This is a genomic window from Rhodoplanes azumiensis (genome assembly GCF_042682915.1).
In the GTDB taxonomy this organism is placed as follows: Bacteria; Pseudomonadota; Alphaproteobacteria; order Rhizobiales; family Xanthobacteraceae; genus Rhodoplanes; species Rhodoplanes azumiensis.
This window is the reverse complement of the sequence record NZ_JBHUIW010000008.1, coordinates 1-25,529: the sequence shown is the minus strand read 5'-3', so window position 1 is coordinate 25,529 and position 25,529 is coordinate 1. Positions and strand designations below refer to the sequence as shown.

General features: G+C 70.7%; 22 protein-coding genes and 1 pseudogene. 10 read left to right on the top strand and 13 right to left on the bottom strand.

The genetic code is table 11. From position 1 onward, the window contains the following. Positions 1-97: 97 nt before the first annotated feature. From ACFSOX_RS08995 to ACFSOX_RS08975, 5 genes are all read right to left on the bottom strand, one after another. Complete coding sequence (locus ACFSOX_RS08995) at positions 98-1,315, bottom strand: LeuA family protein (RefSeq protein ID WP_378477468.1); 1,218 nt, start codon at positions 1,313-1,315, stop codon at positions 98-100. A gap of 226 nt (positions 1,316-1,541) precedes the next feature. After that, complete coding sequence (locus tag ACFSOX_RS08990; RefSeq protein ID WP_378477467.1) at positions 1,542-3,614, bottom strand: hypothetical protein; 2,073 nt, start codon at positions 3,612-3,614, stop codon at positions 1,542-1,544. A gap of 186 nt (positions 3,615-3,800) precedes the next feature. Further along, positions 3,801-6,629 carry a DUF4159 domain-containing protein gene (locus tag ACFSOX_RS08985; RefSeq protein WP_378477587.1) on the bottom strand — a complete coding sequence of 943 codons (2,829 nt, stop codon included), beginning with the start codon at positions 6,627-6,629 and terminating at the stop codon, positions 3,801-3,803. Further along, positions 6,629-7,711: a DUF58 domain-containing protein gene (locus ACFSOX_RS08980; RefSeq protein WP_378477466.1), complete on the bottom strand. Its 1,083-nt coding sequence runs from the start codon at positions 7,709-7,711 to the stop codon at positions 6,629-6,631. The genes ACFSOX_RS08985 and ACFSOX_RS08980 overlap by 1 nt, the downstream gene beginning before the upstream one ends. Positions 7,712-7,715: 4 nt before the next feature. Further along, entirely contained in the window at positions 7,716-8,720 is a 1,005-nt protein-coding gene (locus tag ACFSOX_RS08975; RefSeq protein ID WP_378477465.1) for an AAA family ATPase, read from the bottom strand. 352 nt (positions 8,721-9,072) lie between these two features. Between ACFSOX_RS08975 and ACFSOX_RS08970 the strand changes: the two genes are divergently transcribed. From ACFSOX_RS08970 to ACFSOX_RS08955, 4 genes are all read left to right on the top strand, one after another. Next, positions 9,073-9,690 (top strand): DUF1285 domain-containing protein, encoded by a 618-nt coding sequence (locus tag ACFSOX_RS08970; RefSeq protein WP_378477464.1) that lies wholly within the window; start codon positions 9,073-9,075, stop codon positions 9,688-9,690. A gap of 22 nt (positions 9,691-9,712) precedes the next feature. Further along, entirely contained in the window at positions 9,713-10,384 is a 672-nt protein-coding gene (locus tag ACFSOX_RS08965; protein ID WP_378477463.1) for a CoA pyrophosphatase, read from the top strand. A gap of 113 nt (positions 10,385-10,497) precedes the next feature. Continuing rightward, on the top strand, positions 10,498-10,761 hold the full coding sequence (locus tag ACFSOX_RS08960) for a DUF6111 family protein (RefSeq protein WP_378477462.1): 264 nt from the start codon (positions 10,498-10,500) through the stop codon (positions 10,759-10,761). Beyond that, positions 10,758-12,050, top strand: coding sequence for a CCA tRNA nucleotidyltransferase (locus ACFSOX_RS08955; RefSeq protein WP_378477461.1), 1,293 nt, complete (start codon positions 10,758-10,760; stop codon positions 12,048-12,050). The genes ACFSOX_RS08960 and ACFSOX_RS08955 overlap by 4 nt, the downstream gene beginning before the upstream one ends. Before the next feature lie 31 nt (positions 12,051-12,081). Here ACFSOX_RS08955 and ACFSOX_RS08950 read toward each other — a convergent pair whose 3' ends face one another. From ACFSOX_RS08950 to ACFSOX_RS08935, 4 genes are all read right to left on the bottom strand, one after another. After that, the gene (locus tag ACFSOX_RS08950) at positions 12,082-12,417 is read right to left on the bottom strand and encodes a CCDC90 family protein (protein ID WP_378477460.1); all 336 of its coding nucleotides are present in this window, start codon (positions 12,415-12,417) and stop codon (positions 12,082-12,084) included. A gap of 66 nt (positions 12,418-12,483) precedes the next feature. Next, the gene (locus ACFSOX_RS08945; protein ID WP_378477459.1) at positions 12,484-13,656 is read right to left on the bottom strand and encodes an AAA family ATPase; all 1,173 of its coding nucleotides are present in this window, start codon (positions 13,654-13,656) and stop codon (positions 12,484-12,486) included. A 33-nt stretch (positions 13,657-13,689) separates the two neighbouring features. After that, on the bottom strand, positions 13,690-14,640 hold the full coding sequence (gene hemF / locus ACFSOX_RS08940; protein ID WP_378477458.1) for an oxygen-dependent coproporphyrinogen oxidase: 951 nt from the start codon (positions 14,638-14,640) through the stop codon (positions 13,690-13,692). 253 nt (positions 14,641-14,893) lie between these two features. Beyond that, complete coding sequence (locus ACFSOX_RS08935) at positions 14,894-15,418, bottom strand: tRNA (cytidine(34)-2'-O)-methyltransferase (protein ID WP_378477457.1); 525 nt, start codon at positions 15,416-15,418, stop codon at positions 14,894-14,896. 357 nt (positions 15,419-15,775) lie between these two features. Here ACFSOX_RS08935 and petA point away from each other — a divergent pair, with 357 nt between their 5' ends. From petA to ACFSOX_RS08915, 4 genes and pseudogenes are all read left to right on the top strand, one after another. Beyond that, complete coding sequence (gene petA / locus ACFSOX_RS08930) at positions 15,776-16,306, top strand: ubiquinol-cytochrome c reductase iron-sulfur subunit (RefSeq protein WP_378477456.1); 531 nt, start codon at positions 15,776-15,778, stop codon at positions 16,304-16,306. A gap of 42 nt (positions 16,307-16,348) precedes the next feature. Next, positions 16,349-18,445, top strand: coding sequence for a cytochrome c1 (locus ACFSOX_RS08925; protein ID WP_378477455.1), 2,097 nt, complete (start codon positions 16,349-16,351; stop codon positions 18,443-18,445). A gap of 262 nt (positions 18,446-18,707) precedes the next feature. Then, positions 18,708-18,812 carry a maltose acetyltransferase domain-containing protein gene (locus ACFSOX_RS08920; RefSeq protein ID WP_378477454.1) on the top strand — a complete coding sequence of 35 codons (105 nt, stop codon included), beginning with the start codon at positions 18,708-18,710 and terminating at the stop codon, positions 18,810-18,812. Between the two features lie 292 nt (positions 18,813-19,104). Next, positions 19,105-19,257 (top strand): annotated as a pseudogene (locus tag ACFSOX_RS08915) (DapH/DapD/GlmU-related protein); the annotation flags it as partial. Between the two features lie 281 nt (positions 19,258-19,538). On the opposite strand, the gene ACFSOX_RS08910 reads toward ACFSOX_RS08915, so the two are convergent. Both ACFSOX_RS08910 and ACFSOX_RS08905 read right to left on the bottom strand, forming a co-directional pair. Beyond that, positions 19,539-20,522, bottom strand: coding sequence for a tripartite tricarboxylate transporter substrate binding protein (locus tag ACFSOX_RS08910; RefSeq protein ID WP_378477453.1), 984 nt, complete (start codon positions 20,520-20,522; stop codon positions 19,539-19,541). A gap of 62 nt (positions 20,523-20,584) precedes the next feature. Next, positions 20,585-21,091 (bottom strand): GNAT family N-acetyltransferase, encoded by a 507-nt coding sequence (locus ACFSOX_RS08905; RefSeq protein WP_378477452.1) that lies wholly within the window; start codon positions 21,089-21,091, stop codon positions 20,585-20,587. 124 nt (positions 21,092-21,215) lie between these two features. Here ACFSOX_RS08905 and ACFSOX_RS08900 point away from each other — a divergent pair, with 124 nt between their 5' ends. After that, positions 21,216-22,199 (top strand): glutathione S-transferase family protein, encoded by a 984-nt coding sequence (locus ACFSOX_RS08900; RefSeq protein ID WP_378477451.1) that lies wholly within the window; start codon positions 21,216-21,218, stop codon positions 22,197-22,199. Positions 22,200-22,223: 24 nt separating this feature from the next. On the opposite strand, the gene ACFSOX_RS08895 is transcribed toward ACFSOX_RS08900, so the two are convergent. After that, a complete protein-coding gene (locus tag ACFSOX_RS08895; RefSeq protein WP_378477586.1) occupies positions 22,224-22,655 on the bottom strand; it encodes an NUDIX domain-containing protein in 432 nt (143 codons plus the stop codon). Positions 22,656-23,480: 825 nt separating this feature from the next. Here ACFSOX_RS08895 and ACFSOX_RS08890 point away from each other — a divergent pair. Then, on the top strand, positions 23,481-24,284 hold the full coding sequence (locus tag ACFSOX_RS08890; protein ID WP_378477450.1) for a response regulator transcription factor: 804 nt from the start codon (positions 23,481-23,483) through the stop codon (positions 24,282-24,284). 355 nt (positions 24,285-24,639) lie between these two features. Here the strand turns inward: ACFSOX_RS08890 and ACFSOX_RS08885 are convergent, their stop codons facing one another. Then, positions 24,640-25,350 carry a DUF1013 domain-containing protein gene (locus ACFSOX_RS08885; RefSeq protein WP_378477449.1) on the bottom strand — a complete coding sequence of 237 codons (711 nt, stop codon included), beginning with the start codon at positions 25,348-25,350 and terminating at the stop codon, positions 24,640-24,642. Positions 25,351-25,529: the final 179 nt, after the last annotated feature.

Genomic DNA, 25,529 nt, shown 5'->3' with positions numbered 1-25,529 from the left:
TCTCCGAGGTCGACAGCGAAAACCGCTAAGAAACAGTCGATTCCGCAACCCGCGCACCGGTCCTGTCGGAGCACCTGCCTGCCGTGGTGGTCCGATGTCACGCCTTTACGGCCATCACGTCGCGGGCGATCTCGGCGAACTCCTCGTCCGTCACCAGGCCGCGCTTGGCGATGCCCTTGTCCTTCACCTGGCGAAGCATCTCGCCGACCAACGCGTCGTCGGGGATCGGCAGGCCGAGCTTCTCCAGCGTGTAGGTGATCGACGCCTTGCCGCTCTTCTTGCCGAGCACCACGTCGCCGGCCCGGCCGGTGAGCGCCGGATGGGTGCCGAACATCGCGAGCGGCTCCTTCACCACGAGGTCCACGCCGATGCCGGATTCGCGGGTAAAATTCTTCGAGCCGAGGATCGGCTTGTTGGCGGCGATCGGCACGCCGGTGATGCGGCTCACCAGCGCGCCGAGTTCCGGCAGCTTGTCGAGCCGATACTGCTTGTCGTAGCCGTACAGCACGTGCAGCGCGACCATCAGCTCTTCGAGTGCGGCGTTGCCGGTGCGCTCGCCGAGCCCGTTGGCGCAGGAGTGGATGCACGACGCACCCGCCTCGACACCGGCCAGCTCGGTCGCCACCGCCATGCCGAAGTCGTTGTGGGTGTGCACTTCCACGGGCAGGCCGGTGAGCGCCTTCACGCGGCGCACCATGTATTTGATCGCCTCGGGCAGCGCGCAGCCCATGGTGTCGACGATGCCGATCGAGTCGGGCGGCGCCTCCTGCATCAGACGGGTCAGCAGATTCTCCAGATCCTCGGGCCGCGCCCGCGTCGTGTCGTAGGGGAAGTAGACGGCATAGAGGCCGCGCTTCTTGGCGTAGTTCACGACCTCGATGCTCTTCTTGAGCACGTCTTCCCACGTCCACTTGAACTGGTACTTGAGCTTCGGATAGCCGATCGGGATCTCGATGATCACGCCGTGGCAGCCGCAGTCGAGCGCCTTGTCGATGTCGACCGTCACGGCGCGCGCGAAGGAGAAGATCTTCGACGTGAGGCCGAGCTTGGAGATCTCCTTGATGGCCGTGAAGTCCATGTCGGAGACGGCCGGCATGCCGGCCTCGATGCGCTCGACGCCGACCTCGGCGAGCTTTTCCGCGATCGCCACCTTGTCGGCGACGTCCATGACGATGCCGGGCGTCTGCTCGCCGTCGCGCAGCGTCGCGTCGTGAATCTCGACCTTGGCGGGAAGCTGCCGGGCCGCGACCACGTCGGCGGCGGCGTTGTAGGGAGAGACCCACCACTCGTTGTCGCGGATGTGGGGTTCGGTCATCGGATCACCTTGGTCGAGGGTTGGTCGGCGCGGGGGCGCGAGGGTCGCAGAGGCGCGCGATCATGCAGCGGCACGATCACGCGGAGGGAGCCGGTGTTTAACGCGGGCGGACGCGGTCCGTCCATCCGGACCCGCGCAGGGCGGTCCCGCCGTTGCGACAGGGAGAACGGGGAAGCTCAGGCCTCGCCCCGCGCAGCGGGGAGAGGGAAGAAGAGCATGCCCGTCCTTACCGCCCCTCGCGGGCCCAGGTGAGCGCCAGGCTGCCGACCAGGAGGAGAAGTCCCAGGAGGCCGGCGAACATCGGCAGCACGCCGACGCCGCGCACCACGCTGGCGTCGCGCATCTTCAGGCCGATCCAACTGTCGCCCTTGAAGGTCTCGGACGAGCGCACCGCGACGACCCGCGGCACGTCGACCGCAGCGCCGGCACGCGCCGCGAGCCGCCTCGCGCTGCCGCCGGTCGCGTCGGTGAGCGGCGCCATCACGTCGGTCGTCGAGGTCACCTCGGCGAACTCGCGCGGGTTGGGTGGCCCGACATTCACCATCGCGGTGAGCTTGCCGTCGGAGGCGCGCCACAGGCCGAGCTCGCTCGCCTCGATGCTCTTGCGCCACACGCCGGCGTCGGCCGGGTCGAGCTCGAGCGTGCGGGTCGCGCCCGACGGGGCGGTCAGCGTCACGGGCGCCGCCGTCTCGGCCATGGTCTGGCGCTGCACGACGATCTCGCGGCCGCGGGCGAACAGCCGCAGCGCCTCCTCTTCCAGGTCCGGCTGCTTCATCAGCCAGTGCGACAGCCGGCGCAGGAGATCGATGTGCGGCCCGCCGCCCTCGTAGCCGCGCGCCCACAGCCAGATGTGGTCGGACAACAGGAGCGCGACGCGGCCCTCGCCCTCGCGGGCGAGCACCAGGAGCGGCTTCTCGTCCGGGCCCTTCATCACCGTCATGCCCTCGATCGAGCGCGCGTCGACCAGGCGGAACCAGCGGCTCCACGCCGGCGGCTCGGCGCCGGCGCCTTCGAGCGTGCGGGTGACGGGATGGCGCTTGCCGAGATCGGTCAGCGCGGCGTGGAACGCCTGCTCGGTGACGCGGCCGTTCGGCTCGGCCGGCAGGATCGATTCGAGCGGCGTGCGCCACAGCGAGGTCTGGCTGGCGTAGTCCGGCCCGGCCGCGACCAGCACGGCACCGCCGTCGCGCACGTAGCGGGCGATGTTGTCGAAATAGATGATCGGCAGCACGCCCTGGCGGGCGTAGCGATCGAAGATGATCAGCTGGAACTCGTTGATCTTCTGCTGGAACAATTCGCGCGTCGGAAACGCGATCAGCGACAGCTCGTTGATCGGCGTGCCGTCCTGCTTCTCGGGCGGGCGCAGGATGGTGAAGTGGACCAGATCCACGTTGGCGTCGGATTTGAGCAGGTTGCGCCAGGTGCGCTCGCCGGCATGCGGCTCGCCGGAGACCAGCAGCACGCGCAGCTTGTCGCGCACGCCGTCGATCGAGACGACGGCGCGGTTGTTGAGCGGGGTCAGCTCGTCGAGGATCGGCGACGCCTCGATCTCGACGATGTTCTGGCCCGGATGCGGGATCGGCACCTGGACGCGGACCTGATCGCCCGACAGCACGCTGCGGCGCTCGATCGTCTCGCCGTCGCGGCTGATGCGCACCTCGGCGGGGCCGCGCGGCGCGCCCGTGTCCTCGACCCGGAACGTGATGGTCTGCTGCTGGCCGACGATGCCGAAGCGCGGCGCCGAGACGAGGACAACGCGGCGGTCGCGCTCGCCCGGATGGCCGGTGACCAGCGCATGCACGGGCGCCGAGAAGCCGAGCGCGCCGGTGTCGGCCGGCACGTCGTGGACGCGGCCGTCGGTCAGCATGACGGCGCCGGCGACGCGCTCCGGCGGCACGTCGGCGAGCGCCGCGCCGAGCGCGCCGAACAGCCGTGTGCCGTCGGTCTCGCCGTCGGCCTGGCCGGCTTCGACGGTGCGCAACTCGAGCCCCGGGATGCGCTGCAGGCGCTCGGTCAGCGCGGCGCGCGCGGCTTCCGCCTGCGCGGCACGCTCGCCGAAGCTCTGGCTGGCGCTCTTGTCGACCACCATGACGGCGACCGACGACAACGGCTCGCGGTCCTCGCGGGTGAAGGAGGGATTCGCCAGCGCCAGCACCAGCAGCGCCAGCGCGAGCGTCCTGATCAGGGCGCCGCGCATGCGGGCGACGATCAGCAGGAGCGCGATCACGGCGGCGACCGCCGCGGCGGCCCACACGACGTAATCAGGAACGAGCGGCGCGAAGGAGAGGCCGAAGGTCAAAGAGTGCTCCTACCGAACATCACGAATCCGATGTCGCATGCTCATTCATGTCTCCGTCACCCTGAGGTGCCCGGCAAAGCCGGGCCTCGAAGGGCGACGGCCCCGAGCGGTGGCCGCATCCTTCGAGGCTCGGCCCGCGGCCGAGCACCTCAGGATGACGGGGCGGTTGGGTCGCCGCGGCGACGTTCATTGCCCCAGCCGCTCCAGCAGCGCCGGGACGTGGACCTGATCGGCCTTGTAGTTGCCGGTCAGGGCGTACATCACGATGTTGACGCCGGCCCGGAAGGCGTGCTCGCGCTGGCGCGGCTCGCCGGGCACCAGCGGCAGCAGCGCCTGGCCGTCCGGCCGCGTCGCCCAGGCGCCGGCGAGATCGTTCGACGTGATCAGGATCGACGACACGCCGTCGCCGGCGCGGGCCGGGCGGCGCTCGTCCGGCCCGTCCGGATCGGCGGCCGGCATCGCCTCCACCCACAGCCGCCCGGCCGTGAAGCGGCCCGGGAAGTCGCGCAGCAGGAAGAACGTCTTGGTCAGCACATGCTCGCGCGGGATCGGCTCCAGCTCGGGGATGTCGAGCGACGACAGGATGCCGCGCAGCGCCACCATGCCGGGGCTCTTCGTCTCGGCGCCGGGCGCGGCTTCCACGGCGTCGCGGGTGTCGAACAGGATGGTGCCGCCCTGCTTCATGTAGGCGTCGACCCGGGCGAGCGCCTGCGCCGAGGGCTTGGGCGCATCGGGCACGATCGGCCAGTAGATCAGCGGGAAGAAGGCGAGCTCGTCGCGCGCGACGTCGAGGCCGAGCGGCTCGCCGCCCTCCAGCGCGGTACGCTGGCCGAGGAAGACCGTGAGGCTCTGCAGGCCGGCCTTGCTGATCGCGTCGACCTCGGCGTTGCCGGTCGTCACATAGGCGAGGCGAGCGCCCGAGGTCGCCTTGGCCGCGAAGGCGTCGGCCTGCGGATCGGCGGGCCGCGGCTCGGCCCCCCGCGCCGGCGGCGGCGCGATCGTCGCGAGCGCGACGACGAGGCCGACCACGACGGCGGCCGGGGCGCGGCGCCAACCGGTCAGGCGGGAGAGCCCGCCGGCGAGCCAGAACACGATCAGCGCATCCACGAGCGCCAGCGCCGTGGCGCCGAGCAGGATCGGCCCGCGCAGATCCTGCGGCTCGGTCGTCCGGTAGGGCTCGGTGAGGGCGCCGAGCGGGGCGAGGTCGAGCGGCTTCGGGCGGTCGGTGGCGAGGAGCGTGTTCACGGCGACGAGGCCCTCCGGCGGCCCGTAGAAGCCGGGTGGATTGTCGGCGGTGGCGCGGCCCGCGTAGCCGGCGGCGACCGGCCGGGCGGTCGGCGGCAGCGGGCCGAACGCCCCGTAGCCGTCGAGCAGCCGGGTCGGCGCCACCGTGTCGGCGGTGCCTTGCGGCTTGGCGCCGGCCTCCGGGCCGACCGTCGTGCCGGACAGGCCGACAACGCGGCGGAGCATCTCGACGAAGGCGCCGGACAGCGGCAGGTCGGACCAGCGGGTGTCGGCCGTGACGTGGAAGAGCACCACCATCCCCTTGCCGCGCTTGGCGGCGGTGACGAGCGGCGTGCCGTCGGCGAGCGCCGCCCAGGTGTGATCGACGAGCGCGGAGTCGGGCTCGGCCAGCACCTGCCGCTTGACCGTGACGTCCTCGGGCACTGGCAGGCCGGCGAACGGCCCGTCCGGCGCGAAGCTCGCGAGCCGCTGCGGCTGCTCCCAGCTGAGGCTGCCACCGAGCACCCGGCCGCCGCGGCGCAGCCGCACCGGCACGAGATCGTCGTCGGCGGCGGCGAGCCGCGGTCCGGCGAAGCGCACCAGCACGCCGCCCTCCTCGACCCAGCGCGTCAGCGTCTCGCGCGCCGGTCCGGCGACGGTGCCGACATCGGCCAGCACCAGCATGGGCAGCCGTTGATCGACGAACCGGGCGACCGCCTCGGTCGGCGAGCCGCGCTCGGCGATGCGGGCGTCGGCGAACGGGGCGAGCGCCCGGCCGAGATAGAACGTCGAGGCGAGCAGCGGCTGCGCCGTCTCGCTCGTCGAGCCGGTGACGACGCCGACGGTGCGGCGGCGCCAGCGCTTGTCGAGCAGCTGCACGGCGCCGGCCGAGGCCTCGCCGGCGATCTCGAGGCGGGCGATGTCGTTGCGCAGCTCGACCGGCAGGTCGAAGCGCGCCTCGGTCTCGCGCGCCGTGCCGCCGAAGCCGAACGCCGCCTCGCCGAGCGGCAGGCCGCGCAGATCCAGCGCCCGCACCGTGCCGGCCGTGGTGCCGTCCGCCTCGGCGCGCAGCACCTTCACGGAGAGGCCCCCGGCGGCGTTGTCCGCCCCGGCGAGCGCCAGCGCCGGCCGCACTCCGCCGGTCACCACCGTGACGGCGCGGTTCTCGGCGAGTTTCTTCAGTCCGTCGACGAACTCCCCGCCACGGCCGAGATCGACGCCGTCGGCGAGCCAGACGAGCTCGGCCTCCGGCGTGCCGGCGAGGAGCCGGCCGATCGCCGGCAGCGCGTCGGCGCGCTCCACCGCGTGCGGCTTCGGCCGGATGGTGCGCAGCCGCGCCGCGGCGGCGTCCGGCGGCTCGAAGGAGAGGTCGCGGGTCGGCTCGGAGAGCGGCACCAGCGCGACGCCGCGGGCGTCCGCCTGGGCGCGAGCGACGAGATCGGTCGCGGTGCGCATCCGCGCATCGAACGTGGAGGCGGCCGACCAGCCGTCGTCGATCAGCATCACGAGCGGCGCCTTGGCCGTGGCGGTCGACACCGGCGGATTCCACAACGGCCCGGCGGCGGCCAGGATCACGAGGGCGGCCAGGGTCAGGCGCAGGAGCGTCAGCCACCACGGCGTGCGGGCCGGCGTCTCCTCCTTGGGCGCGATGTCGAACAGGAGGCGCGTCGGCGGGAAGTCGACGCGGCGCGGACGCGGCGGCACGAGGCGCAGGAGCCACCACAGCAACGGCAGGCTGACGAGCCCGATCAGCACGAGAGGGGAGGCGAAGGCGAGCGGCAGCCCGGGGATCATGCGGACCTCGCTTCGGCGAGCGCCGCGGTGTCGGCGTCGGTGCCGGCGTCGGTGCCGGCGAGATCGGCGGTCTCGTCGTCGATCGCCGCGTCGGTCGTCTCGGCAGCGTCGGCGCGCTCGCTGCGGGCGGCCGGCGACACGGCGCCGCGGCCGGCGGAGAGGCGGGCGTGGAGCTGCAGCATCAGGTCGGTCGCCGGCCGGTCGGTGCGGTGGATGACGAAGCTCCAGCCGATGCGGTCGGTCTCGGCGCGGATCTGGCTGCGGTGGAGCGCGATGCGGGCCGTGTAGTCCTCGCGCCACGCCTCGGCGCGGCCGGCCGTGACGGCGCCGAAGCCCTCCGGCTCGACGAACTCGACGCGGCCCGAATACGGGAACGTCTCCTCGGCCGGATCGACGATCTGGACGACGTGGCCGTGTGCGCCGGCGGCGGAGAGCCGCGCCAGGGTCTGCCGGATCTCGCCGATCGGGCTCCACAGGTCGGCCAGCACCAGCACCTCGGAGAGCGGCGACGGCGAGAAGGCCGGCGGCAGGCTCGCCCGTTCGGCGGCGTCGTGCAGGACGGCCTGCACCATGCGGTCGATGACGTTGCGGTTGGCCGTCACCGGCATCAGGCCCGGGATGCCGACCCGCTCGCCGCCTTGCACCAGCACCTCGCCGAGCGCCAGCGCCATCACGAGCGCGCGCTCGAGCTTCGAGTCGGTCGCCAGCCGCGAGCGGAACGCCATCGAGGGCGAGCGGTCCGGCCAAATCCACACCGTGTGGGCGGCCTCCCATTCGCGCTCGCGCACATAGAGATGCTCGTCGCGGGCCGAGCGGCGCCAATCGACACGGGCCGAGGATTCGCCGGAGACGAAGCGGCGGTACTGCCAGAAGTTCTCGCCCGGCCCGGCGCGCCGCCGTCCGTGCAGCCCGTGGATGACGGTCGCGGCGACGCGGCGCGCCTCCAGCACCAGCCGCGGCATCAGGGCGGCGAGATGCCGGCTCGACGCACCGGCGCGATCGAGCGCCTGTCGCTCGGGGCTCGGCGTCTCGGGTGTCCGCGTGTGGCGCGCCGGCGAGGCGGTGGGGGTTGCCGCCATCGGCCTATCCGATCCGGCCCTTCAGGCGGCCGATGACCCCCGGCACGGTCTCGCCGTCGGCGCGGGCCGCGAAGGTGAGCGCCATGCGGTGCTTGAGGATCGGCTCGGCGAGCGCCAGCACGTCGTCGACCGACGGCGCATAGCGGCCTTCGAGCAGGGCGCGGGCCCGCACCGCGAGCATCAGGGCCTGGCTGGCGCGCGGCGACGGGCCCCAGGCGATCAGCTTGCCGTCCGGACCTTCGGCGCCCGGACGGGCCGAGCGCACCAGCGCGAGAATCGCCTCGACCACCGACTCGCCGACCGGCAGCCGGCGCACCAGCCGCTGTGCCGCCATCAGATCGTCGGCCGACATCGCCGGCTTCGCCGTGCCCTGCTCGGCGCCCGTGGTGTCGAACAGGATCTTCCGCTCGGCGTCGATGTCGGGATAGTCGACGTCGATCTCCATCAGGAAGCGGTCGAGCTGCGCCTCGGGCAACGGATAGGTGCCCTCCTGCTCGAGCGGGTTCTGGGTGGCGAGCACGTGGAACGGCTTCGGCAGGTCGTGACGGACGCCGGCGACCGTCACGTGCTGCTCCTGCATGGCTTGCAGGAGCGCCGACTGGGTGCGCGGGCTGGCGCGGTTGATCTCGTCGGCCATCAGGAGCTGGCCGAACACCGGACCCGGGATGAAGCGGAAGCTGCGCTTGCCGCCGGCATTCTCCTCCAGCACCTCGCTGCCGAGAATGTCGGACGGCATCAGGTCCGGGGTGAACTGGATGCGCTTGGCGTCGAGCCCGAGCACCGTGCCCATGGTGTCGACGAGCTTGGTCTTGGCGAGGCCGGGGACGCCGACCAGCAGCGCGTGACCGCCCGACAGGATCGTGATGATGGCGTGCTCGACGACCCGGTCCTGCCCGAAGATCACGGTGCCGACCGCGGCGCGCGCCGCCCGCACGTGGCTCGCCGTCGTCTCCGCGGCGCGCACGATCATGTCTTCCAGCTTCTCGAGATTCTCGCCGCTCGGCACCATGCCGTGCTCCTCGTCGGGGCCGCCCGGCGGATGTCGCAGGGCCGACCGATCAACCTCTCCGGATCTGGTCCGGACACCACTCCGGACGGGGTCCGGACACATCGGCCGCCGACCCGTTCCCGGTGGGCCGAGCCCTGCGATGCGATCCATGCATCGCCAATCATGCATCGCCATCCATGCATCAACCGGGCCAGCCGGCCGTTGCGCCCGGCCGTTCCCACTCTCACCTATGCACCATAGGCTGTCGAGATGAGTCGGGGCGGGGCACCGCCCCATCACGTTCGCGCGACCTTCGGGGCACGGCGAAACAGGGTGGCGCGGATCGCGCAGCCGGACAAAATCGGGGCGAACCGTGGCGAAGGAAGGGCAGACCGGAGCGGGGCAAAGCGGGACGGGAATCGAAGCGCTCGCCGGCGCCGTGACGGCCGCGGGCGGCCGCGGGCCGCCACCCGTGCATCTGTGGAATCCGCCGGACTGCGGCGACATCGCGATGCGCATCGCCGCCGACGGCACCTGGTTCTACCAGGGTAGCCCGATCGGGCGTGCGGCGCTGGTCAAGCTCTTCGCCTCGGTCCTGCGCCGCGACGGTGATCGCTACGTGCTGGTCACGCCGGTCGAGAAGTGCGGCATCACGGTCGACGACGTGCCTTTCCTGGCGGTCGAGATGGTGGCCGCGCCGACGCCGGCCGGCGGCCCGCCGGTGCTGCGCTTCCGCACCAATGTCGACGACTGGGTGGCGTGCGACGCCGAGCACGCGCTGCGGTTCGAGCCGGAGCCCGGCACCGGCGGGCTCAAGCCCTACCTGCACGTGCGGCGGGGCCTGTGGGCTCGCGTGGTCCGGCCGGTCTATTACGACTTGGTCGCCCGCGGCGAGGAGCGTGCGGTGGATGGCCGCCTGATGTTCGGTGTCGCCTCGGGCGCTGCCTTCTTCCCCATGGTGGCGGTCGAGACTCTGAGGGATCATTCGTGATGGCCACGGGGGGCATGGGGCGATGACCACGACCGACGAGCCGGCGGTCGATCCGCTCACGCTGGGCCACGCCTTCTTCGGCCGGGCGCGTGAAAAGCTCGACATGGTGGTGCCGGCGGCGCTGACCGATCCGGAGCAGCCGGCGACCCGTGGCGACATCGACCTCGACCCCGACCTGTGGACGGCGGCGGGCGTCATCCCGGCGCGGCCGGCGGCCGTGCTGATCGGCGTCGTCGACCGGCCGGAGCCCGGCGTCATCCTCACCCAGCGCACCACCAGCCTGCCGAGCCACGCCGGGCAGATCGCGTTTCCGGGCGGCAAGATCGATCCGGGCGACGCGACGCCGCTCGACGCGGCGCTGCGCGAGGCCGAGGAGGAGGTCGGGCTCGACCGCGGGCTCGTCGACCCGATCGGCTATCTCGACCTCTACTGCACGTTCTCCGGCTTCCGCATTCTTCCGGTGGTGTCGCGGGTCGCACCCGGCTATACGCTGACCCTCAACCAGGCCGAGGTGGAGGATGCCTTCGAGGTGCCGCTCGCGTTCCTGATGGACAAGCAGAACCACGCCCTGCACAGCCGCGAGTGGAAGGGCCTGCGGCGGCGCTTCTACGTGATGCCGTATCAGGAGCGGTACATCTGGGGCGTCACGGCGGGGATTCTCCGCAATCTCTACGAACGCATCTACGAGACATGATCCGGGAGGCGATCGGGTGTTCGCCGGCACGCTGCGATGTTGCGCCATCGACGAGTCCGACCTGCATGATTGCGACGGTGACGATGTGTGACGTACATAATGTGTGACGTGTCATGATTCGCCCGATTCTCACCGAGATCGCCCTCTTCCTCACGCCTTTCGTGCTCTATGCGGCGTTCCTGATCGCGACTCGCCGCGGCCTCGTCCATCCCGACGCCTGGCGGTTGACCGTGCTGGGCTGGCTGACCCTCGCGGCGCTCGTGCTGATGATCGCCAGCCTCGTGGTGTTCGCGCAGTTCGGCGGGGCGCCGCCGCACTCGAACTATGTGCCGGCCCACATGGAGAACGGCCGGTTCGTGCCGGGCACGACGCGATGACGACGCGCCGCGTCGCCGCTGCGTGGCTCGCGGCGGAGCCGCTCGCCGCCGTGCTGGCAATGCTCGACCGCGACGGCGAGGAGGCGCGCGTCGTCGGCGGCGCGGTGCGCAACACGCTCTTGGGCGAGCCGCCCGGCGACATCGACATCGCGACGACGGCGCCGCCCGAGGAGGTGATGCGCCGGGCGCGGGCGGCCGGCCTCAAGGCGGTGCCGACCGGCATCGACCACGGCACCGTGACGGTCGTGGTCGCCGGCACGCCGTTCGAGGTGACGACCCTGCGCGAGGACGTCGAGACCTACGGCCGCAAGGCGACCGTGGCGTTCGGTCGCGACTGGGACGTCGACGCGGCGCGCCGCGACTTCACCATGAACGCGCTGTCGCTGTCGCCGGACGGCACCCTGCACGATCCGGTCGGCGGACTGCCCGACCTCGAGGCGCGGCGCGTGCGCTTCATCGGCGATCCGGCCCGGCGCATCGACGAGGATCATCTGCGCATCCTGCGCTTCTTCCGCTTCCAGGCGGCCTACGGCAACGGCACGGCCGATCCCGCGAGCCTGCACGCCTGCATCGTCGGCCGCGAGAAGCTGCGCGGGCTGTCGCGCGAGCGCGTCCGCATGGAGCTGATGAAGCTCATGGTCGCGCCGGCCGCGGCGTCGACCCTCCAGACGATGGCGGAGATCGGCATCCTGCAGCTCGTGCTCGGCGGCATCGGCCGCCCGTGGGACTTGGCCACCATGGCGGTGCGCGAGCGCGATCTCGGGCTGGCGCCGGAGGCGACGCGGCGGCTCGGCGCGCTCGCCGTGCTGATCGCCGAGGACGCCGAGCGGCTGCGCGAGCGCCTGCGCCTGACCAATGCCGAGAGCGAGCGGCTCGCCGCGATGGCGGAGGGCTGGTGGCGGCTCCACGCCACCACCTCCGAGGCCGAGGCGAAGGCGCTGCTCTACGGGCTCGGGCCGGTATCCTATGCCGACCGCATGCTGCTCGCCTGGACGCGCGCCGGCGACGCGTCGACGTTGGTGCCGGCGACCGAGGTGCCGGCGGAGGGTGTGGCCGATACCGCGGCGTGGGCGTCGCTCGTGACGTTGCCGCAGCGCTGGACGCCGCCGCGCTTCCCGCTCAAGGCGTCGCGCTTCATGGCGAGCGGCCTCGCCGGCCCGGCGCTCGGCGCCGCCATGAGGGCGGCCGAGGCGGCCTGGATCGAAGCCGGCTTTCCGCTGGACGCGGCGGCCCTGGACGGCATCGCGGCGGCGGTGCTCATGGGCCAGGGTGCGGACCGCACCGCGTAGCTCGCGAGACCGGAGTCAGGGCTGACCCGAGTCAGGGCCTCAGGCCGCGCGACAGGGCCAGCCCCGCGCCGAGGATGATCGGCGTCTGAAAGCCGATGGTGCCGAACATCCATTTGAGGATCTCGGCCTTGCTCGCCGCGATGCTGGCCTCCAGGCGAAGCTCCGCCTCCTTGATCCGGGCGTCCAGCCGTTGCTCCGTATCCTTGATCTCGGTCCGCACCGCGGCGACGTCCGCCTTGCTGGCGAGGTCGCTCTGGATCGCCTCGGAGATCGCGTCGGCGAAGCCCTCGGCCTGCTCGGCCGACATCTTCGCCTTCTCGCGCAGGGCGCGGGCGAACTTCAGGCTGTCGAAGGTCGCGATCGTCATCTGGAAACCATAGCAGAACGCGCGTCTTTCGAGGAGAGCGGCGGTTCGATGCCGCCTCGGTCGGCCTCATGTCTCCCCGGCGCTCTCCCGAACCTCGTCCTCTTCGTCGTCGGAGAAATCGCCGCCGAGGCGCAGGCCTTCGATCCAGGTCTCGCCGTCGCGCTTGATCACGGTGCGGGGCTGCACGCCGCCCTGCGCGGCGAGCGCCTGCGCCAGCGGCTGCGAATGCGTCACCACCCAGATCTGGGTGCGGCGCGCGGCGCGCACGATCAGCCGCGCGAGCGGCTCCAGCAGGTCGGGATGCAGGCTCGCCTCCGGCTCGTTCAGCGCGACGAAGCCGGGCAGGCGGTAGCCGAGCAGCGCGCCGGCGAGCGCCAGATAGCGCAGCGTTCCGTCCGACAGTTCCCCCGCCTCGAACACGCGCTTCGGGTAATCCGGGAAGATCAGGCCGAACGCGGCGGTGCGCTCCGGCGACGGCACCACCAGCCGGGCGCCCGGAAAGGCGTCGTCGATCACGGCGTCGAGATCGGCCGTGTCCTGGCGGATGTGGACGAGCGTGGCGAACACGGCCGCGAGGTCGGCGCCGTCGGAGGACAGCGTCGGCGTCGTCACGGCGAGGCAGGGCCGGCGCAGCGGCGAGTCCCGGTCGCTGCGCAGGTCGTGATAGAAGCGCCAGTCGAGCATGGTGCGGCGGACCTGGTCGATCTCCGGGCAGCGCGCCGCGTCCTGGACGGTGCCGAGCGCCGTCTCGGAGGCGAGCAGGGCGGCGCCGAGCGGCTGCTTGCGGCCGTCGTCGGCGATCGCCCAGGCCTTGGGGCCGCGCCGGTCGAGCAGGGTCAGCGGGCGCCGCCCGCCGTGCTGGACGAGTGTCTCCTCCTTCACCTGCGGCTCGAACGGGAAGGCGGCGCCGGTCGGCGGCACCAGCCCGATCTCGACCGCATAGGCGAAGCGGGCCGCATCGCCGCGCGCCGCGTCGTCCGCCATCTCGACAACGAGCTTGATGCGCACCGCCGCGCCGGCGGCGCGTCGGCCCGCCCACAGGGCCGACTGCATGCCGCCCTCGGCGGAGAGCTCGCGTGCGAGCGTGCCGGCCGCGGTCGCCTGCAGGAGCTGCAGGGCGCGATAGAGATTGCTCTTGCCGACGCCGTTGGCGCCGACGAGCACGGTCAGCGGCGCGACCGGAAAGCGGATCCCGCGCAGCGACCGGTAACCGGCGATCGCGACCTCGCGAATCTGCATCGTCACGTCACCGCCCCGCTCGCGCGTCGGGCCTCAAGGCCATTTCACCAGCGGCGGCATCGAGGAGAGGATCGACTCGACATTGCCACCGGTCTTCAGCCCGAACACGGTGCCGCGATCGTACAGCAGATTGTACTCGACGTAGCGGCCGCGGCGCACGAGTTGTTCGTCGCGCTCCGCCTCGCTCCACGGCGTCGCGAGATTGGCCCGCACGATCCGCGGATAGGCGTCCAGGAAGGCGCGGCCGACGTCCCGCGTGAAGGCGAGGTCGGCGGCCCAGTCGCCGGAATCGAGCCAGTCGTAGAAGATGCCGCCGACGCCGCGCGGCTCGTTGCGGTGCTTGAGGAAGAAATACTCGTCGCACCACGCCTTCAGCCGCTCCCACGAGGCGACGTCGGAGTGCGCGTCGCAGGCGCGCTTCATCGCCGCGTGGAACGTCACCGTGTCGGGATCCGCCTGGGTCCGGCGGCGGTCGAGCACCGGCGTGAGATCGCCGCCGCCGCCGAACCACGCCCGCGTGGTGACGACGAAGCGGGTGTTCATGTGGGCGGCCGGGACGTTCGGGTTCCAGGGATGCGCGATCAGCGAGATGCCCGAGGCCCAGAAGCGCGGATCGTCGAGGGCGCCCGGGATGTCCTTGCGGAACTCCGGTGCGAACTCGCCGTGCACGGTCGACACGTGGACGCCGACCTTCTCGAACACCCGGCCGTGCATCATCGCCATCACGCCGCCGCCGCCGTCCGCCCCGGCGTGGTCGGTACGTCGCCACGGGGTGCGCACGAAGCGGCCCGGCGGCTCGGGATAGAGCGCCGGCGGCGCGTCGTCCTCGATCGCCTCGAAGGCGGCGCAGATGTCGTCGCGCAGCCGCTCGAACCAGGCGCGCGCCTCGCGCTTGCGGACATCGAGCACGGCGGGCGCGGGCAGCGGCGAGGACACGGGACCGGGCGCCGTGGCGGTGGTGAGCGGGGTGGCGGGGGTGGTCATGTGATCATATCCGTCTTTTTGTATATGATACGGATGCGGGCGAGGGTGGTGCGCCGGCCTTCCCGGCATGATGGCGGCAGCGTGACGCCGGCATGACGGGCGCGGCGAAGCGAGATCAGTGGTCGTCGGTCACCGGTGGATCGTGGGCGGTCATCGGATCGCGGTCGTCGGGTCGCGGTCGTCGGGTCGCTGTCATCGGCTCGCGGTCGTCACAGCCGTGATGTCACGACGGTCCGAGGTTAATCTCGGAAGACTAGAGCGCGACCGGTGCCGAGGAAAGCGGCTCCGGTGCGCCGGACACCGGGTCTGCGGCGGCGAGGACAGGGGCGAACCCGCCGGTCTGGCGCAGCGCCTCGCCGGCCACCATGGCGCAGGCCATCGCGACGTTGAGCGACCGCAGCCCCGGCCGCATCGGCACCGTCACCCGGGCGTCGGCGCCGGCGTGCACCCGCTCCGGCACGCCGCCGGTCTCGCGCCCCAGCAGCAGCACGTCGTCGGGCGTGAAGCGATGCGCCGTGTACGGCGTCGCGGCCTTGGTGGTGAGCAGCACGAGACGCCGGCCGTGCGTCCGCCGGTCCGCCTCGAAGGCGTCGAACGAGGCGTGCCGTGTCAGGTCCACGTAAGCCAGATAGTCCATGCCGGCGCGCCGGAAGGCACGGTCGGTGGTCGGGAAGCCGGCCGGCTCGATCAGGTCGACCGGCACGCCGAGGCAGGCGGCGAGCCGCATGATCGTTCCGGTGTTCTGCGGGATGTCGGGCTCGTAGAGGGCGATGCGCATGCGTCAACGTGCCGTCTTCTCGCGCGACCGGGCGAGGGCGCGTCGCCGGCCCGCCGCGGCGGCCCTGTCGCACCCTGATTCCAGAACACCGACCATCATGCGCTCACCTTCCGGGACAGGTACGCCGCCGCCCGTTAATGCGCCGGACCAGGCCCCCTCTCATCCTATTTGCCATATGGCGCAGCCGGCAACCCGACGGGCTTGCGCTTCCCGCCCAAAGGGTGCCAATAGAAAGAATTCAATGTGGCGCGGATCGCGCCGCACGCGAGGTCGGCCGCGGCCGATCCCGCCGCCGACTTCGCCAGGGTCGGCCCTCGCCGGGTTGCCCGCCCATCGTATCGAAAGGGACCGAAGACTGTGACCAATCCGTCATTGCCATCAGAGCCGACCCGGCGCGATTTCCTCTATATCGCCACGGGCGCGGTCGGCGCGATCGGGGTGGGGTTCACGTTGGTGCCGCTGATCGCCCAGATGAACCCCGACGCTTCGACCATCGCGGCCGGCGCGCCGATCGAGGTCGACCTCGCGCCCATCTCCGAAGGCCAGGTGATCAAGGTGACCTGGCGCGGCAAGCCGATCTTCATCTCCCATCGCACCAAGCAGGAGGTGACGCAGGCCCAGGCCGTGCCGATGAACCAGCTCAAGGATCCGCAGACCGATCAGGACCGCACCAAGCCGGGCCACGAGCAGTGGCTGGTCGTCATCGGCATCTGCACCCATCTCGGCTGCATCCCGATGGCCAAGTCGGGCGAGTACAATGGCTGGTTCTGCCCGTGCCACGGCTCGGTCTACGACGACTCCGGCCGCATCCGCCAGGGACCGGCGCCGCTCAACCTCGCGATCCCGCCCTATCGCTTCGTGTCCGATTCCAAGATCGAGATCGGCTGACGCGGCCTGCGACCCGCAGTGCCCTCCGGACAGAGACCTAAAATGAGTGGACCTTCCAAGTTCCAGCCGACGCATCCTGCGCTCAAGTGGTTCGAGGCGCGGCTTCCCATCGTCAGCCTGCTGTACGACTCCTTCGTGTCGTATCCGACGCCCAAGAATCTGAACTTTCTCTGGACGTTCGGTGCGATCCTGTCGTTCATCCTGATCATCCAGATCGTCACCGGCGTCATCCTGGTGATGCACTACACGCCGAACGTCGACCTCGCCTTCAATTCCGTCGAGCATCTGATGCGCGACGTGAACTACGGCTGGCTGATGCGATACGCGCACGCCAACGGCGCCGCGATGTTCTTCTTCGCCGTCTACATCCACATGTTCCGCGGCATGTACTACGGCTCCTACAAGGAGCCCCGCGAGGTGCTGTGGATCATCGGCGTGATCATCTATCTCCTGATGATGGCGACCGGCTTCCTCGGCTACGTGCTGCCGTGGGGCCAGATGAGCTACTGGGCCGCCACCGTGATCACCAACCTGTTCTCGGCCATCCCGTGGGTCGGCGAGCCGATCGTCACCTGGCTGTGGGGCGGCTACTCGGTCGGTGATCCCACCCTGACCCGGTTCTTCTCGCTTCACTACCTGCTGCCCTTCGTGATCGTCGCCTTCGTGGTGCTGCACGTGTGGGCCTTGCACGTGGTCGGCCAGAACAACCCGGCCGGCGTCGAGCCGAAGTCCGACGACGACGTGGTGCCGTTCACGCCCTACGCCACCATGAAGGATCTGTTCTGGTTCTCGGCCTTCCTGCTGCTGTTCTTCTGGTTCCTGTTCTACCTGCCGAACTATCTCGGCCACGCCGACAACTACATCCCGGCGAACCCGAGCGTCACCCCGGCCCACATCGTGCCGGAGTGGTACTACCTGCCGTTCTACGCGATCCTGCGCGCCATCCCGAACAAGCTCGCCGGCGTCATCGCGCTGTTCGCCTCGATCCTGATCCTCGCCTTCCTGCCCTGGCTCGACACGTCCAAGGTCAAGTCCGCCACCTACCGGCCGCTGTTCAAGATCTTCTTCTGGATCTTCGTCGCGGTCTGCATCCTGCTCGGCTGGCTCGGCGCCAAGCCGGCGGAAGGCGGCTACGTGATCGCGGCCCAGATCCTCACGGCCTACTACTTCCTGCACTTCATTCTGATCCTGCCGGTGATCGGCCTGATCGAGAAGCCGCTGCCGGTTCCGGACTCGATCTCGGAGGCGGTGGCCGGCAAGAAGAAGGTCGGTGCGGGTGCGGTCGCGGCGATCGTCGCACTGGTCGGTCTCGGCGCCCTGGCGCTCGGCACCGGCACGGCGCAGGCGTCCGGCGAGCAGCCCAAGCCGCCGCAGCAGAAGTGGACCTTCGCGGGTCCGTTCGGCACCTTCGACCGGGCCCAGCTGCAGCGCGGCTTCCAGGTCTACAAGGAGGTCTGCTCGGCGTGCCACGGCCTCTCGCTGGTGTCGTTCCGCAACCTCGCGGAGCCGGGCGGTCCCGGCTTCACCACCCAGCAGGCGGCCGCGGTCGCGGCCGAGGCCAAGGTGAAAGACGGGCCGAACGACCAGGGCGAGATGTTCGAGCGCGCCGGCCGCCTCGCCGACCGCTTCCCCTCGCCCTATCCGAACCCGCAGGCCGCGGCCGCGGCGTTCAACGGCGCGGCGCCGCCCGACCTGTCGGTGATGGCCAAGGCGCGCACCTACGAGCGCGGCTTCCCGACCTTCGTGTTCGACATCCTGACCCAGTATCAGGAGGCGGGGCCGGACTACATCGTCGCCTTGCTGACCGGCTACGAGGATCCGCCCGCAGACTTCAAGCTGCCGGACGGCTCCAACTACAACAAGTACTTCCCGGGCCATGCGCTGGCCATGCCGCCGCCCCTCTCGGACGGCGTCGTCACCTATACGGACGGCACGCCGCAGACCACCGAGCAATACGCCAAGGACGTCACCGCGTTCCTGATGTGGACGGCGGAGCCGCACCTCGAGGCGCGCAAGAAGCTCGGCTTCCAGGTGATGATCTTCGTCCTGGTGCTCACCGGCCTCCTGTACTTCACGTACCAGAAGGTCTGGCACGACGTGAAACACCCGAAGGCGTCGGGCGGCTCCAAGACCGCTTGACGACGACCGCCTGACGACGACCGCCTGACGACGGCCGCCCGACGACGACGGTCCGACGACGACGGTCCGAGACGCGATCCCGACGCCTCGCTCACGCGGTGTCGATCGAGAGCGACAACCAACCGGCCCGCGCGAGCGGGCCGGTTTCGTTTTGGTCGGAGACATCGGGATTTGGTCGAAGACACGGTGCCGGGCATTCACGTCTTCGGCCTCGGGGCAAGACCATGGATGGCCGAACGAGCCCGGCCATGACGGAGACGGCATGACCACCGAGAAGCAGAGGATGCTCGCCGGCGCACTCTACCGGCCCGGCGATGCCGAGATCCAGGCCGACCAGGCGGCGACCAAGACCTGGCTGGCGCGCTAGCTACAACGCGATGCTCGACTCCTCCGCGACCACGCGGCGCGAGGTGTTGCGGGAGCGCCTCGCCGCGGTCGGCGACGGCGCCGTGATCCGGCCGCCGTTCTTCTGCGACTTCGGCTTCAACATCACGCTCGGGCGCGACGTGTTTCTCAACTACGACTGCGTGATCCTCGACGTCGTCGCGGTCACGATCGGCGACGCCACCCAGATCGGCCCGGCCGTGCAGATCTACGCCGCCGACCATCCGCGCGATCCCGAGACGCGCCGCGCCGGGCTCGAATTCGGACGGCCCGTCGTGATCGGGACGAACGTCTGGATCGGCGGCGCCGCCGTGATCCTGCCCGGCCTGACGATCGGCGACGACGCCGTGATCGGCGCCGGCAGCATCGTCACCCGCGACGTGCCGCGGGGCGCCACGGTCGCCGGCAACCCGGCCCGCGTGCTGCGGAGCTGATCGGACGCAGAGAGCGGCGAGGCGCGACTGTTTTCGCACCTCGCCCCGGCGGGGAGAGGTCGGATCTCGCGCACCCGCGCGAGATCCGAGTGAGGGACGGCCGCGGCCGGCCGACCGGCGCCGCGACTCCTCACCCCGCTGGGGCGTCCTGTCGCCCGTCCGGCTTTCCGCTCGTTCCCGCCGAAGCGGGGATCCGGAGCCGCACGTCGTGCGGCCCCTGGGTTCCCGCTTTCGCGGGGACGAATGGATCGAGAGACGTTCGATCCCTGATCGGATCACTCGATCTTCAGGCCGATGCGGTTGACGACGTCGCCCCACTTGGCGATCTCGGCCTTGACGAAGCGTTCGGCGTCGGCCTGCGAGCCGCCCAGCGCCGCGAAGCCGATGCGGGCGAACTGCTCCTTCACGTCCGGATCCTTCAGCACCGTGTTCAGGTCGGCGTTGAGCTTGTCGATCACGGTCTGCGGCGTCTTGGCCGGCACGAACAGCGCCACCCAGGTGGCGTCGTCGACCGCCTCCAGCCCGGCCTCGCCGACGGTCGGCACGTCCGGCAGTGCCTCGACCCGCTTGGCGCTGGTGACCGCGAGCGGCACCACCTTGCCGGACTTGACGAGCTCGGTCGCCGCCGGCATCGCGACGCTGGCGAGCGCGACATGGCCGCCCATCACGGCATTGAGGGCGGGGCCGGCGCCCGTGAACGGCGCGTGCGGAATGTCGACCTTGGCGAGGAAGCGGAAGATGCGCTCGCCCGAGAGATGCGGCGTCGTGCCGGTACCGGCCGAGCCGAAGGCGAGGCTCTTGGTCTTCGACAGCGTGATCACGTCCGCGAGCGTCTTGGCGCCGAGATCGGGCGCGGCGACGATCAGATTCGGCGTCGTCGCCGCGAGCCCGGCGACCTTGAAGTCGGTCTCGCCGGCATAGCCCGGGTTCTTGTAGAGGCTCGGATTGACCGCGAAGGCGCTGGTCGAGACCAGCACCGTGTAGCCGTCCGGCTGGCCGCGCGCCACCTGCACGGCCGCGATGTTGCCGCCGGCACCGCCGCGGTTCTCGATGACGACCGACTGGCCCCAGAGCTGCTGCAGCTTGAGCCCGACGATGCGGCCGATGATGTCGGCCGGGCCGGCCGGCGCGAAGGCGATCAGGAAGCGCACCGGCTGCGTCGGATAGGCCGGCGCCTGGGCCTGCGCGACGGGCGCGAGAGCGAAGGTGGCGGCGAGCACCGTGGCGGCCGTGGCCAGCCGTCGCGTCAGGTCCAGCATGGGATCTCCTCGTTCGAGTCTTCTTCGTGGCGTCGGGGACGCTCGTCGACGATGCAGGCCGGTCAGGCGTCCCAGTCCGGGCGGACCGGACCCGAGACGCCGGTGAAGGCGCCGGGCTCGAGCTCGGCGACGAGCAGGCGGGCGGGATCGACCGGGCCGGGCATCTGGGCGCTGCCGCGTGGCACGCGCTTGAAGCCGGCTCGGGCGTAGTAGGGCTCGTCGCCGACCAGCAGCACGAGCCGGTGGCCGCGGGCGCGCGCTTCGGCCAGCGCCCGCTCCATCAGCTCGAGGCCGATGCCGCGGTCGCGGAACGGCGGCTCGACGGTCAGCGGCCCGAGCAGCAGCGCCTTGGTGTCGCCGATGCGAATCGCGGTCAGCCGCACCGCGCCGACCAGCAGGGTGCCGATGCGGGCCAGGAACGACAGGTCGCGATGATGCGGGGCGCGCTCCCGGATCCGGTAGGCGGTGCGGGCATAGGCGCCGGGGCCGAAGGTCCGCTCGTGCAGCCGCTCGACCGCGGCCGTGTCGGCCGGTGTCTCGGGGAGGATGGTGAGCGACAGATCCGTCATGATGCAGAGAGGGGCTCGGAGGGGATGCCCGGCGCGGCCATCGTGCCTAGATACGAGCCTAGATAGCAGTCATCGGTCGGCCGGAGAAGCGGGCGCCCGCGTGGAGGCGGAGGCGGAGAAACGCATGGGTCTGCTCGTCGACGGAGTGTGGCACGACCAGTGGTACGACACCAAGGCGACCGGCGGGCGGTTCGTGCGCACCGAGTCGCAGTTCCGACACTGGGTGACGGCCGACGGCGCCGCCGGGCCGAGCGGCGACGGCGGCTTTCCGGCCGCGCCGGGGCGCTACCGACTCTACGTGTCGCTCGCCTGCCCGTGGGCGCATCGCACCCTGATCATGCGCGCGCTGAAGCGGCTCGACGACGTCGTTCCGGTGTCGGTCGTGTCGCCCCTGATGGGCCGCTCCGGCTGGACCTTCGACATCGCCGAAGGATCGACCGGCGATCCCGTCCTCGGCGCCCGCACGCTCGCCGACCTCTACGTCGCGGCGAAGCCGGACTACTCCGGACGGGTCACCGTGCCGGTGCTGTGGGACACGGCCCGCGCCACGATCGTCAACAACGAGTCGGCCGAGATCATGCGGATGCTGAACCGCGCCTTCGACGCCTTCACGCAGGTGAGCGACGACTCCGCGCCGGCCGAGCTTCGCGACGAGATCGACCGCATCAACGCCTTCGTCTACGCCAATATCAACAACGGCGTGTACCGGGCCGGCTTCGCCACGACCCAGAGCGCCTACGAGGAGGCGTTCCGGGCGTTGTTCGCGGCGCTCGACGAGATCGAGGCACGGCTCGCGACGCGACGTTATCTGGTCGGCGACCGACCGACCGAGGCGGACTGGCGCCTGTTCACGACGCTGGTCCGCTTCGACGCCGTCTATGTCGGGCACTTCAAGTGCAACCTGCGGCGGATCGCCGACTACCCCGCCCTGTCGAACTATCTGCGCGACCTCTATCAGGTGCCGGGCGTCGCCGGAACCGTGTCGCTCGACCACATCAAGCGCCACTATTACGGCAGCCACCCGACCATCAACCCGACCGGCATCGTGCCGCTCGGACCGGAGCTCGACTTCTCGGCCCCGCACGACCGCGCCCGCTTCTCGCGGTGAGGATCGGCCGCGAGGCGGCCCGCGCTACCAGCGGCCGGTCGCCGGAGCGCCGTGGAAGACCTCGGCGATGCGGGCGCGGGTGCCGCGCGTCGTCTCCGCCGGCAGGGCATCGAGCGGGAAGAAGCCGGTGGCGACGATCTCGTGGTTCGGGGTCGGCGCCGAGGGCTGTTCGAACGCCCGCACCACGTAGAGCGCGACATGGTCGCGCCGCGACACGTGGGCATTGTGGTAGACCCCGTGCAGGGCCGGGGCGGCGGTGAGCCGGACGTTTCCCTCCTCGAGCAGCTCACGCGCCAGCGCCTCGTGCAGGGTTTCGCCCGGCTCGACGCCACCGCCCGGCAGATACCAGCCCGACACGTAGGAGTGCTTGACCAGCAGCACCCGGTCGTCACCGTCGATCACCATCGCCCGCACCCCGAGGGTCAGGCCGCGGCTGAACCGCCACCACACATGCATGGCGCTGCGCAACGCCCGCTCGCCGGACCGCCGCAGGCGAGCCGCCGGGCCGTCCCCGACCGTGGAGGGCGGCCCGGGTCGGGCGTCGCGGGACGGTGACGGAACGGGTCGGGACGCATCGTAGTCGGCCATCGCTGTGCTCGGCTGCGAATGATTCGGTTCACGCTGGCAACTGCGCCCGACCGCGCCTGATTCGGCACGCGATGCCGGCTCTGTGAGGACGTCCCGCCGATCGGCCCGCCCTCGGGGACCGCCGAAGCCTGGTCGATCGTGCCGCTCTCCGAGGCGCACCACCCGCGCTCCAACCGTCACCCCGGTGATCGGCGCCGACGGTTGCACACGGCCTCCGATGCGGTCGAAACAATACGATCACAATCACGTGAGCCGGCACACCTCCGACATCTGAAACCTCATTCCTCGACGACACAGTCAAGGATTGGGAGAGAAAGGTGACAGATAGTTTCCTAATTCGAGAAGACGAGGGATCGAATCATATTTGGTCGTGGTTGTTCGGTATTGATTCGAGTGGCGGATTGAGATTGTGTAGCCTCGATACAAGTACACCAATGAAGACCGAAACGAGACCGCCCTCATCCTAAAGTTTATAGGGAATAAGTCGCCGATCAAAGAGATCCGAAAATGCACAATGGATGGGCTAATTCGATTCGGACTTAGAATTAGACTTGAGGCTAGTACACTCTGATCGCCCGAAGGGACATGAATACATGCCCCCTCGTCTTGCGTGCAGTCGGAGTATTGGCCCGGACCTGGGTCGTCTCCCGGCCCGACGGATCGCCGAGCCCGAGTCGCAGTAGGGGATTCCGAGTGACCACCTCCGACGCACTGTTCCGCGACCTCACCGTCTACGCCGCCGTGCTGGACCGGTTCGGGTTCATTCTCGCGGTCAACCCGCAGTGGAAGTCCTTCGTCGATTCGGGCGGGTTGGTGCTGCCCTTCGAGGACCGCTCGCCGCCCAATTACGGCATCGGCGAGAACTACCTGCGGTTCTGTGCCTTCGCGGATCCCCTGTCGCCGCGCCTGATCACCGGCATCTCCCAGCTCCTCGCCGGCCAGACCGAGATCGTCTCGATCATCTATCAACGCCGTTCGGCCGTCCAGAACACGTCCTTCATGCTGCTCGGGCTGCCCTATGCGACCGACGGCAGCCGCGCGATCCTGCTGCACGTCGACGTCACGGCCGTGGCGGCCGCGCTCGCCGAGGCACAACGCGCCGACGGCCCGACCGCGGTGCCGGCCGGTGCCGGGTCGGCGGATGCGGCCGAGCGGTCGGACGTCGTCGCCGCGGCCGGGCTCGAGGCGGCGGTGCTGGGCGCCGTCACCCGGACGTCGGCCCGTGGCGTCGCGGCCCGTCTGCACGGCAGCGACAGTGGCGACGACCGCCAGCCGATCCTCAGCAAGCGGCAGTGGCAGGTGCTGTCGCTGATGACCAACGGCCTGACCAATGTGGAGATCGCGCGCCAGCTCGGGCTGTCGCCCAACACGGTCAAGATCCACGTGTCGGGCATCCTGGCCCGGCTCGGCCTGCCGTCACGCACCCAGGCCGTGCATTGGGCCTTGACCCAGGGCCGCACCGAGAAGCAGGCGGCGAGCCCCGACGGGCGCCCTTGAATATCCGAGCCCGATCCCGTCGCGATCACGTCACGTCCCGCACCAGGCGCGGCGACGGTCGCTTCGACACAGCGATCGAGCCTGCCGGAATCGATCCTGCAGGGCCCGATCCTGGAGGGCTCGATCCTGGAGGGCGTAGTCCCGAGGCCCGCCTCGCGGGTCGGTGAAACCGTTTTCACCGACCGCGGATCGCGCCGTCTGGCCGGCGTGTCATCCGACTGGTTCCCGACGAGGCCGCACCGATCGCGGGCTGGCCCGAGATCGACACGACAAGTGCCAAAGTCCGCTGAAGCCCACCCGGGCGGGCCGTCGTGATGGACGACGGCAACCTCCGCCGCCGGCGACCGCGGGCCTCTCAGTCCTCGTCGTCCTCGTCGGCCTTGCCGCCGCCGATCTGCTTGAGCTTGGCGAACACCGCCTCGACGTCGAGCTCTTCGCTCGGACGCCGGGCCTCGTCCTCCTCGGCCTCCTCGGCGCCCGCCCCGGTGGTGACCTCGGCCGGCAGCAGCGTGACGCCCTGCTCGGTCTCGATCGGCGGCCGCTCCTTGGCGGCGCGGGCGACCTCCATGTCGAGGTCGATCTGCGAGCACAGGCCGAGCGTCACCGGGTCGAGCGGCGTCAGGCTGGCCGAGTTCCAGTGGGTGCGGTCGCGGATCGCCTTGATGGTCGCCTTGGTGGTGCCGACCAGGCGCATCACCTGGCTGTCCTTCAGCTCGGGATGGTTGCGCACCAGCCAGAGGATCGCGTTGGGGCGGTCCTGGCGGCGCGACACCGGGGTGTAGCGGGGCCCGCGCTTGCGCTTGGCCTCCGGCACCCGCACCTTCGACTCGGCGAGCCGCAGCCGGACGGAGGTATCCTTCTCGGCCCGGGCGATCTCCTCGCGGCTGAGCTGGCCGGTGACGATCGGGTCGAGGCCCTTGATCCCTTGGGCGGCGTCGCCGTCGGCGATCGCCTTCACCTCGAGCGGGTGCAGCTTGCAGAAATCGGCGATCTGATCGAACGAGAGAGCCGTGTTCTCGACCAACCAGACAGCGGTGGCCTTGGGCATGAGCGGCTGGGTCGACATGGTCAAAGCTCCTCTGTGCCTCGCCCGCCCCTCGGAGGCGAAGCCTGTGTCATTTCAGGAAATGACGGAATTCTGAACCTATATAGTCGAGACGACGGCCCCGGCGCAACCCGCCCGGACCCTCGCCCAGGGCACCGAACTCGGGTTAACGGCGGTTTCGGGGTAGCGGAAGGTCTGAT

Bases quoted from the DNA above. Each gene is read 5' to 3' on its own strand.
- ACFSOX_RS08995 (WP_378477468.1), bottom strand. From the start codon at position 1,315: ATGACCGAACCCCACATCCGCGACAACGAGTGGTGGGTCTCTCCCTAC.
- ACFSOX_RS08980 (WP_378477466.1), bottom strand. From the start codon at position 7,711: ATGGCGGCAACCCCCACCGCCTCGCCGGCGCGCCACACGCGGACACCC.
- ACFSOX_RS08975 (WP_378477465.1), bottom strand. From the start codon at position 8,720: ATGGTGCCGAGCGGCGAGAATCTCGAGAAGCTGGAAGACATGATCGTG.
- ACFSOX_RS08965 (WP_378477463.1), top strand. From the start codon at position 9,713: ATGACCACGACCGACGAGCCGGCGGTCGATCCGCTCACGCTGGGCCAC.
- ACFSOX_RS08960 (WP_378477462.1), top strand. From the start codon at position 10,498: ATGATTCGCCCGATTCTCACCGAGATCGCCCTCTTCCTCACGCCTTTC.
- ACFSOX_RS08955 (WP_378477461.1), top strand. From the start codon at position 10,758: ATGACGACGCGCCGCGTCGCCGCTGCGTGGCTCGCGGCGGAGCCGCTC.
- ACFSOX_RS08950 (WP_378477460.1), bottom strand. From the start codon at position 12,417: ATGACGATCGCGACCTTCGACAGCCTGAAGTTCGCCCGCGCCCTGCGC.
- ACFSOX_RS08945 (WP_378477459.1), bottom strand. From the start codon at position 13,656: ATGCAGATTCGCGAGGTCGCGATCGCCGGTTACCGGTCGCTGCGCGGG.
- hemF (WP_378477458.1), bottom strand. From the start codon at position 14,640: ATGACCACCCCCGCCACCCCGCTCACCACCGCCACGGCGCCCGGTCCC.
- ACFSOX_RS08935 (WP_378477457.1), bottom strand. From the start codon at position 15,418: ATGCGCATCGCCCTCTACGAGCCCGACATCCCGCAGAACACCGGAACG.
- ACFSOX_RS08925 (WP_378477455.1), top strand. From the start codon at position 16,349: ATGAGTGGACCTTCCAAGTTCCAGCCGACGCATCCTGCGCTCAAGTGG.
- ACFSOX_RS08920 (WP_378477454.1), top strand. From the start codon at position 18,708: ATGACCACCGAGAAGCAGAGGATGCTCGCCGGCGCACTCTACCGGCCC.
- ACFSOX_RS08910 (WP_378477453.1), bottom strand. From the start codon at position 20,522: ATGCTGGACCTGACGCGACGGCTGGCCACGGCCGCCACGGTGCTCGCC.
- ACFSOX_RS08905 (WP_378477452.1), bottom strand. From the start codon at position 21,091: ATGACGGATCTGTCGCTCACCATCCTCCCCGAGACACCGGCCGACACG.
- ACFSOX_RS08900 (WP_378477451.1), top strand. From the start codon at position 21,216: ATGGGTCTGCTCGTCGACGGAGTGTGGCACGACCAGTGGTACGACACC.
- ACFSOX_RS08895 (WP_378477586.1), bottom strand. From the start codon at position 22,655: ATGCATGTGTGGTGGCGGTTCAGCCGCGGCCTGACCCTCGGGGTGCGG.
- ACFSOX_RS08885 (WP_378477449.1), bottom strand. From the start codon at position 25,350: ATGTCGACCCAGCCGCTCATGCCCAAGGCCACCGCTGTCTGGTTGGTC.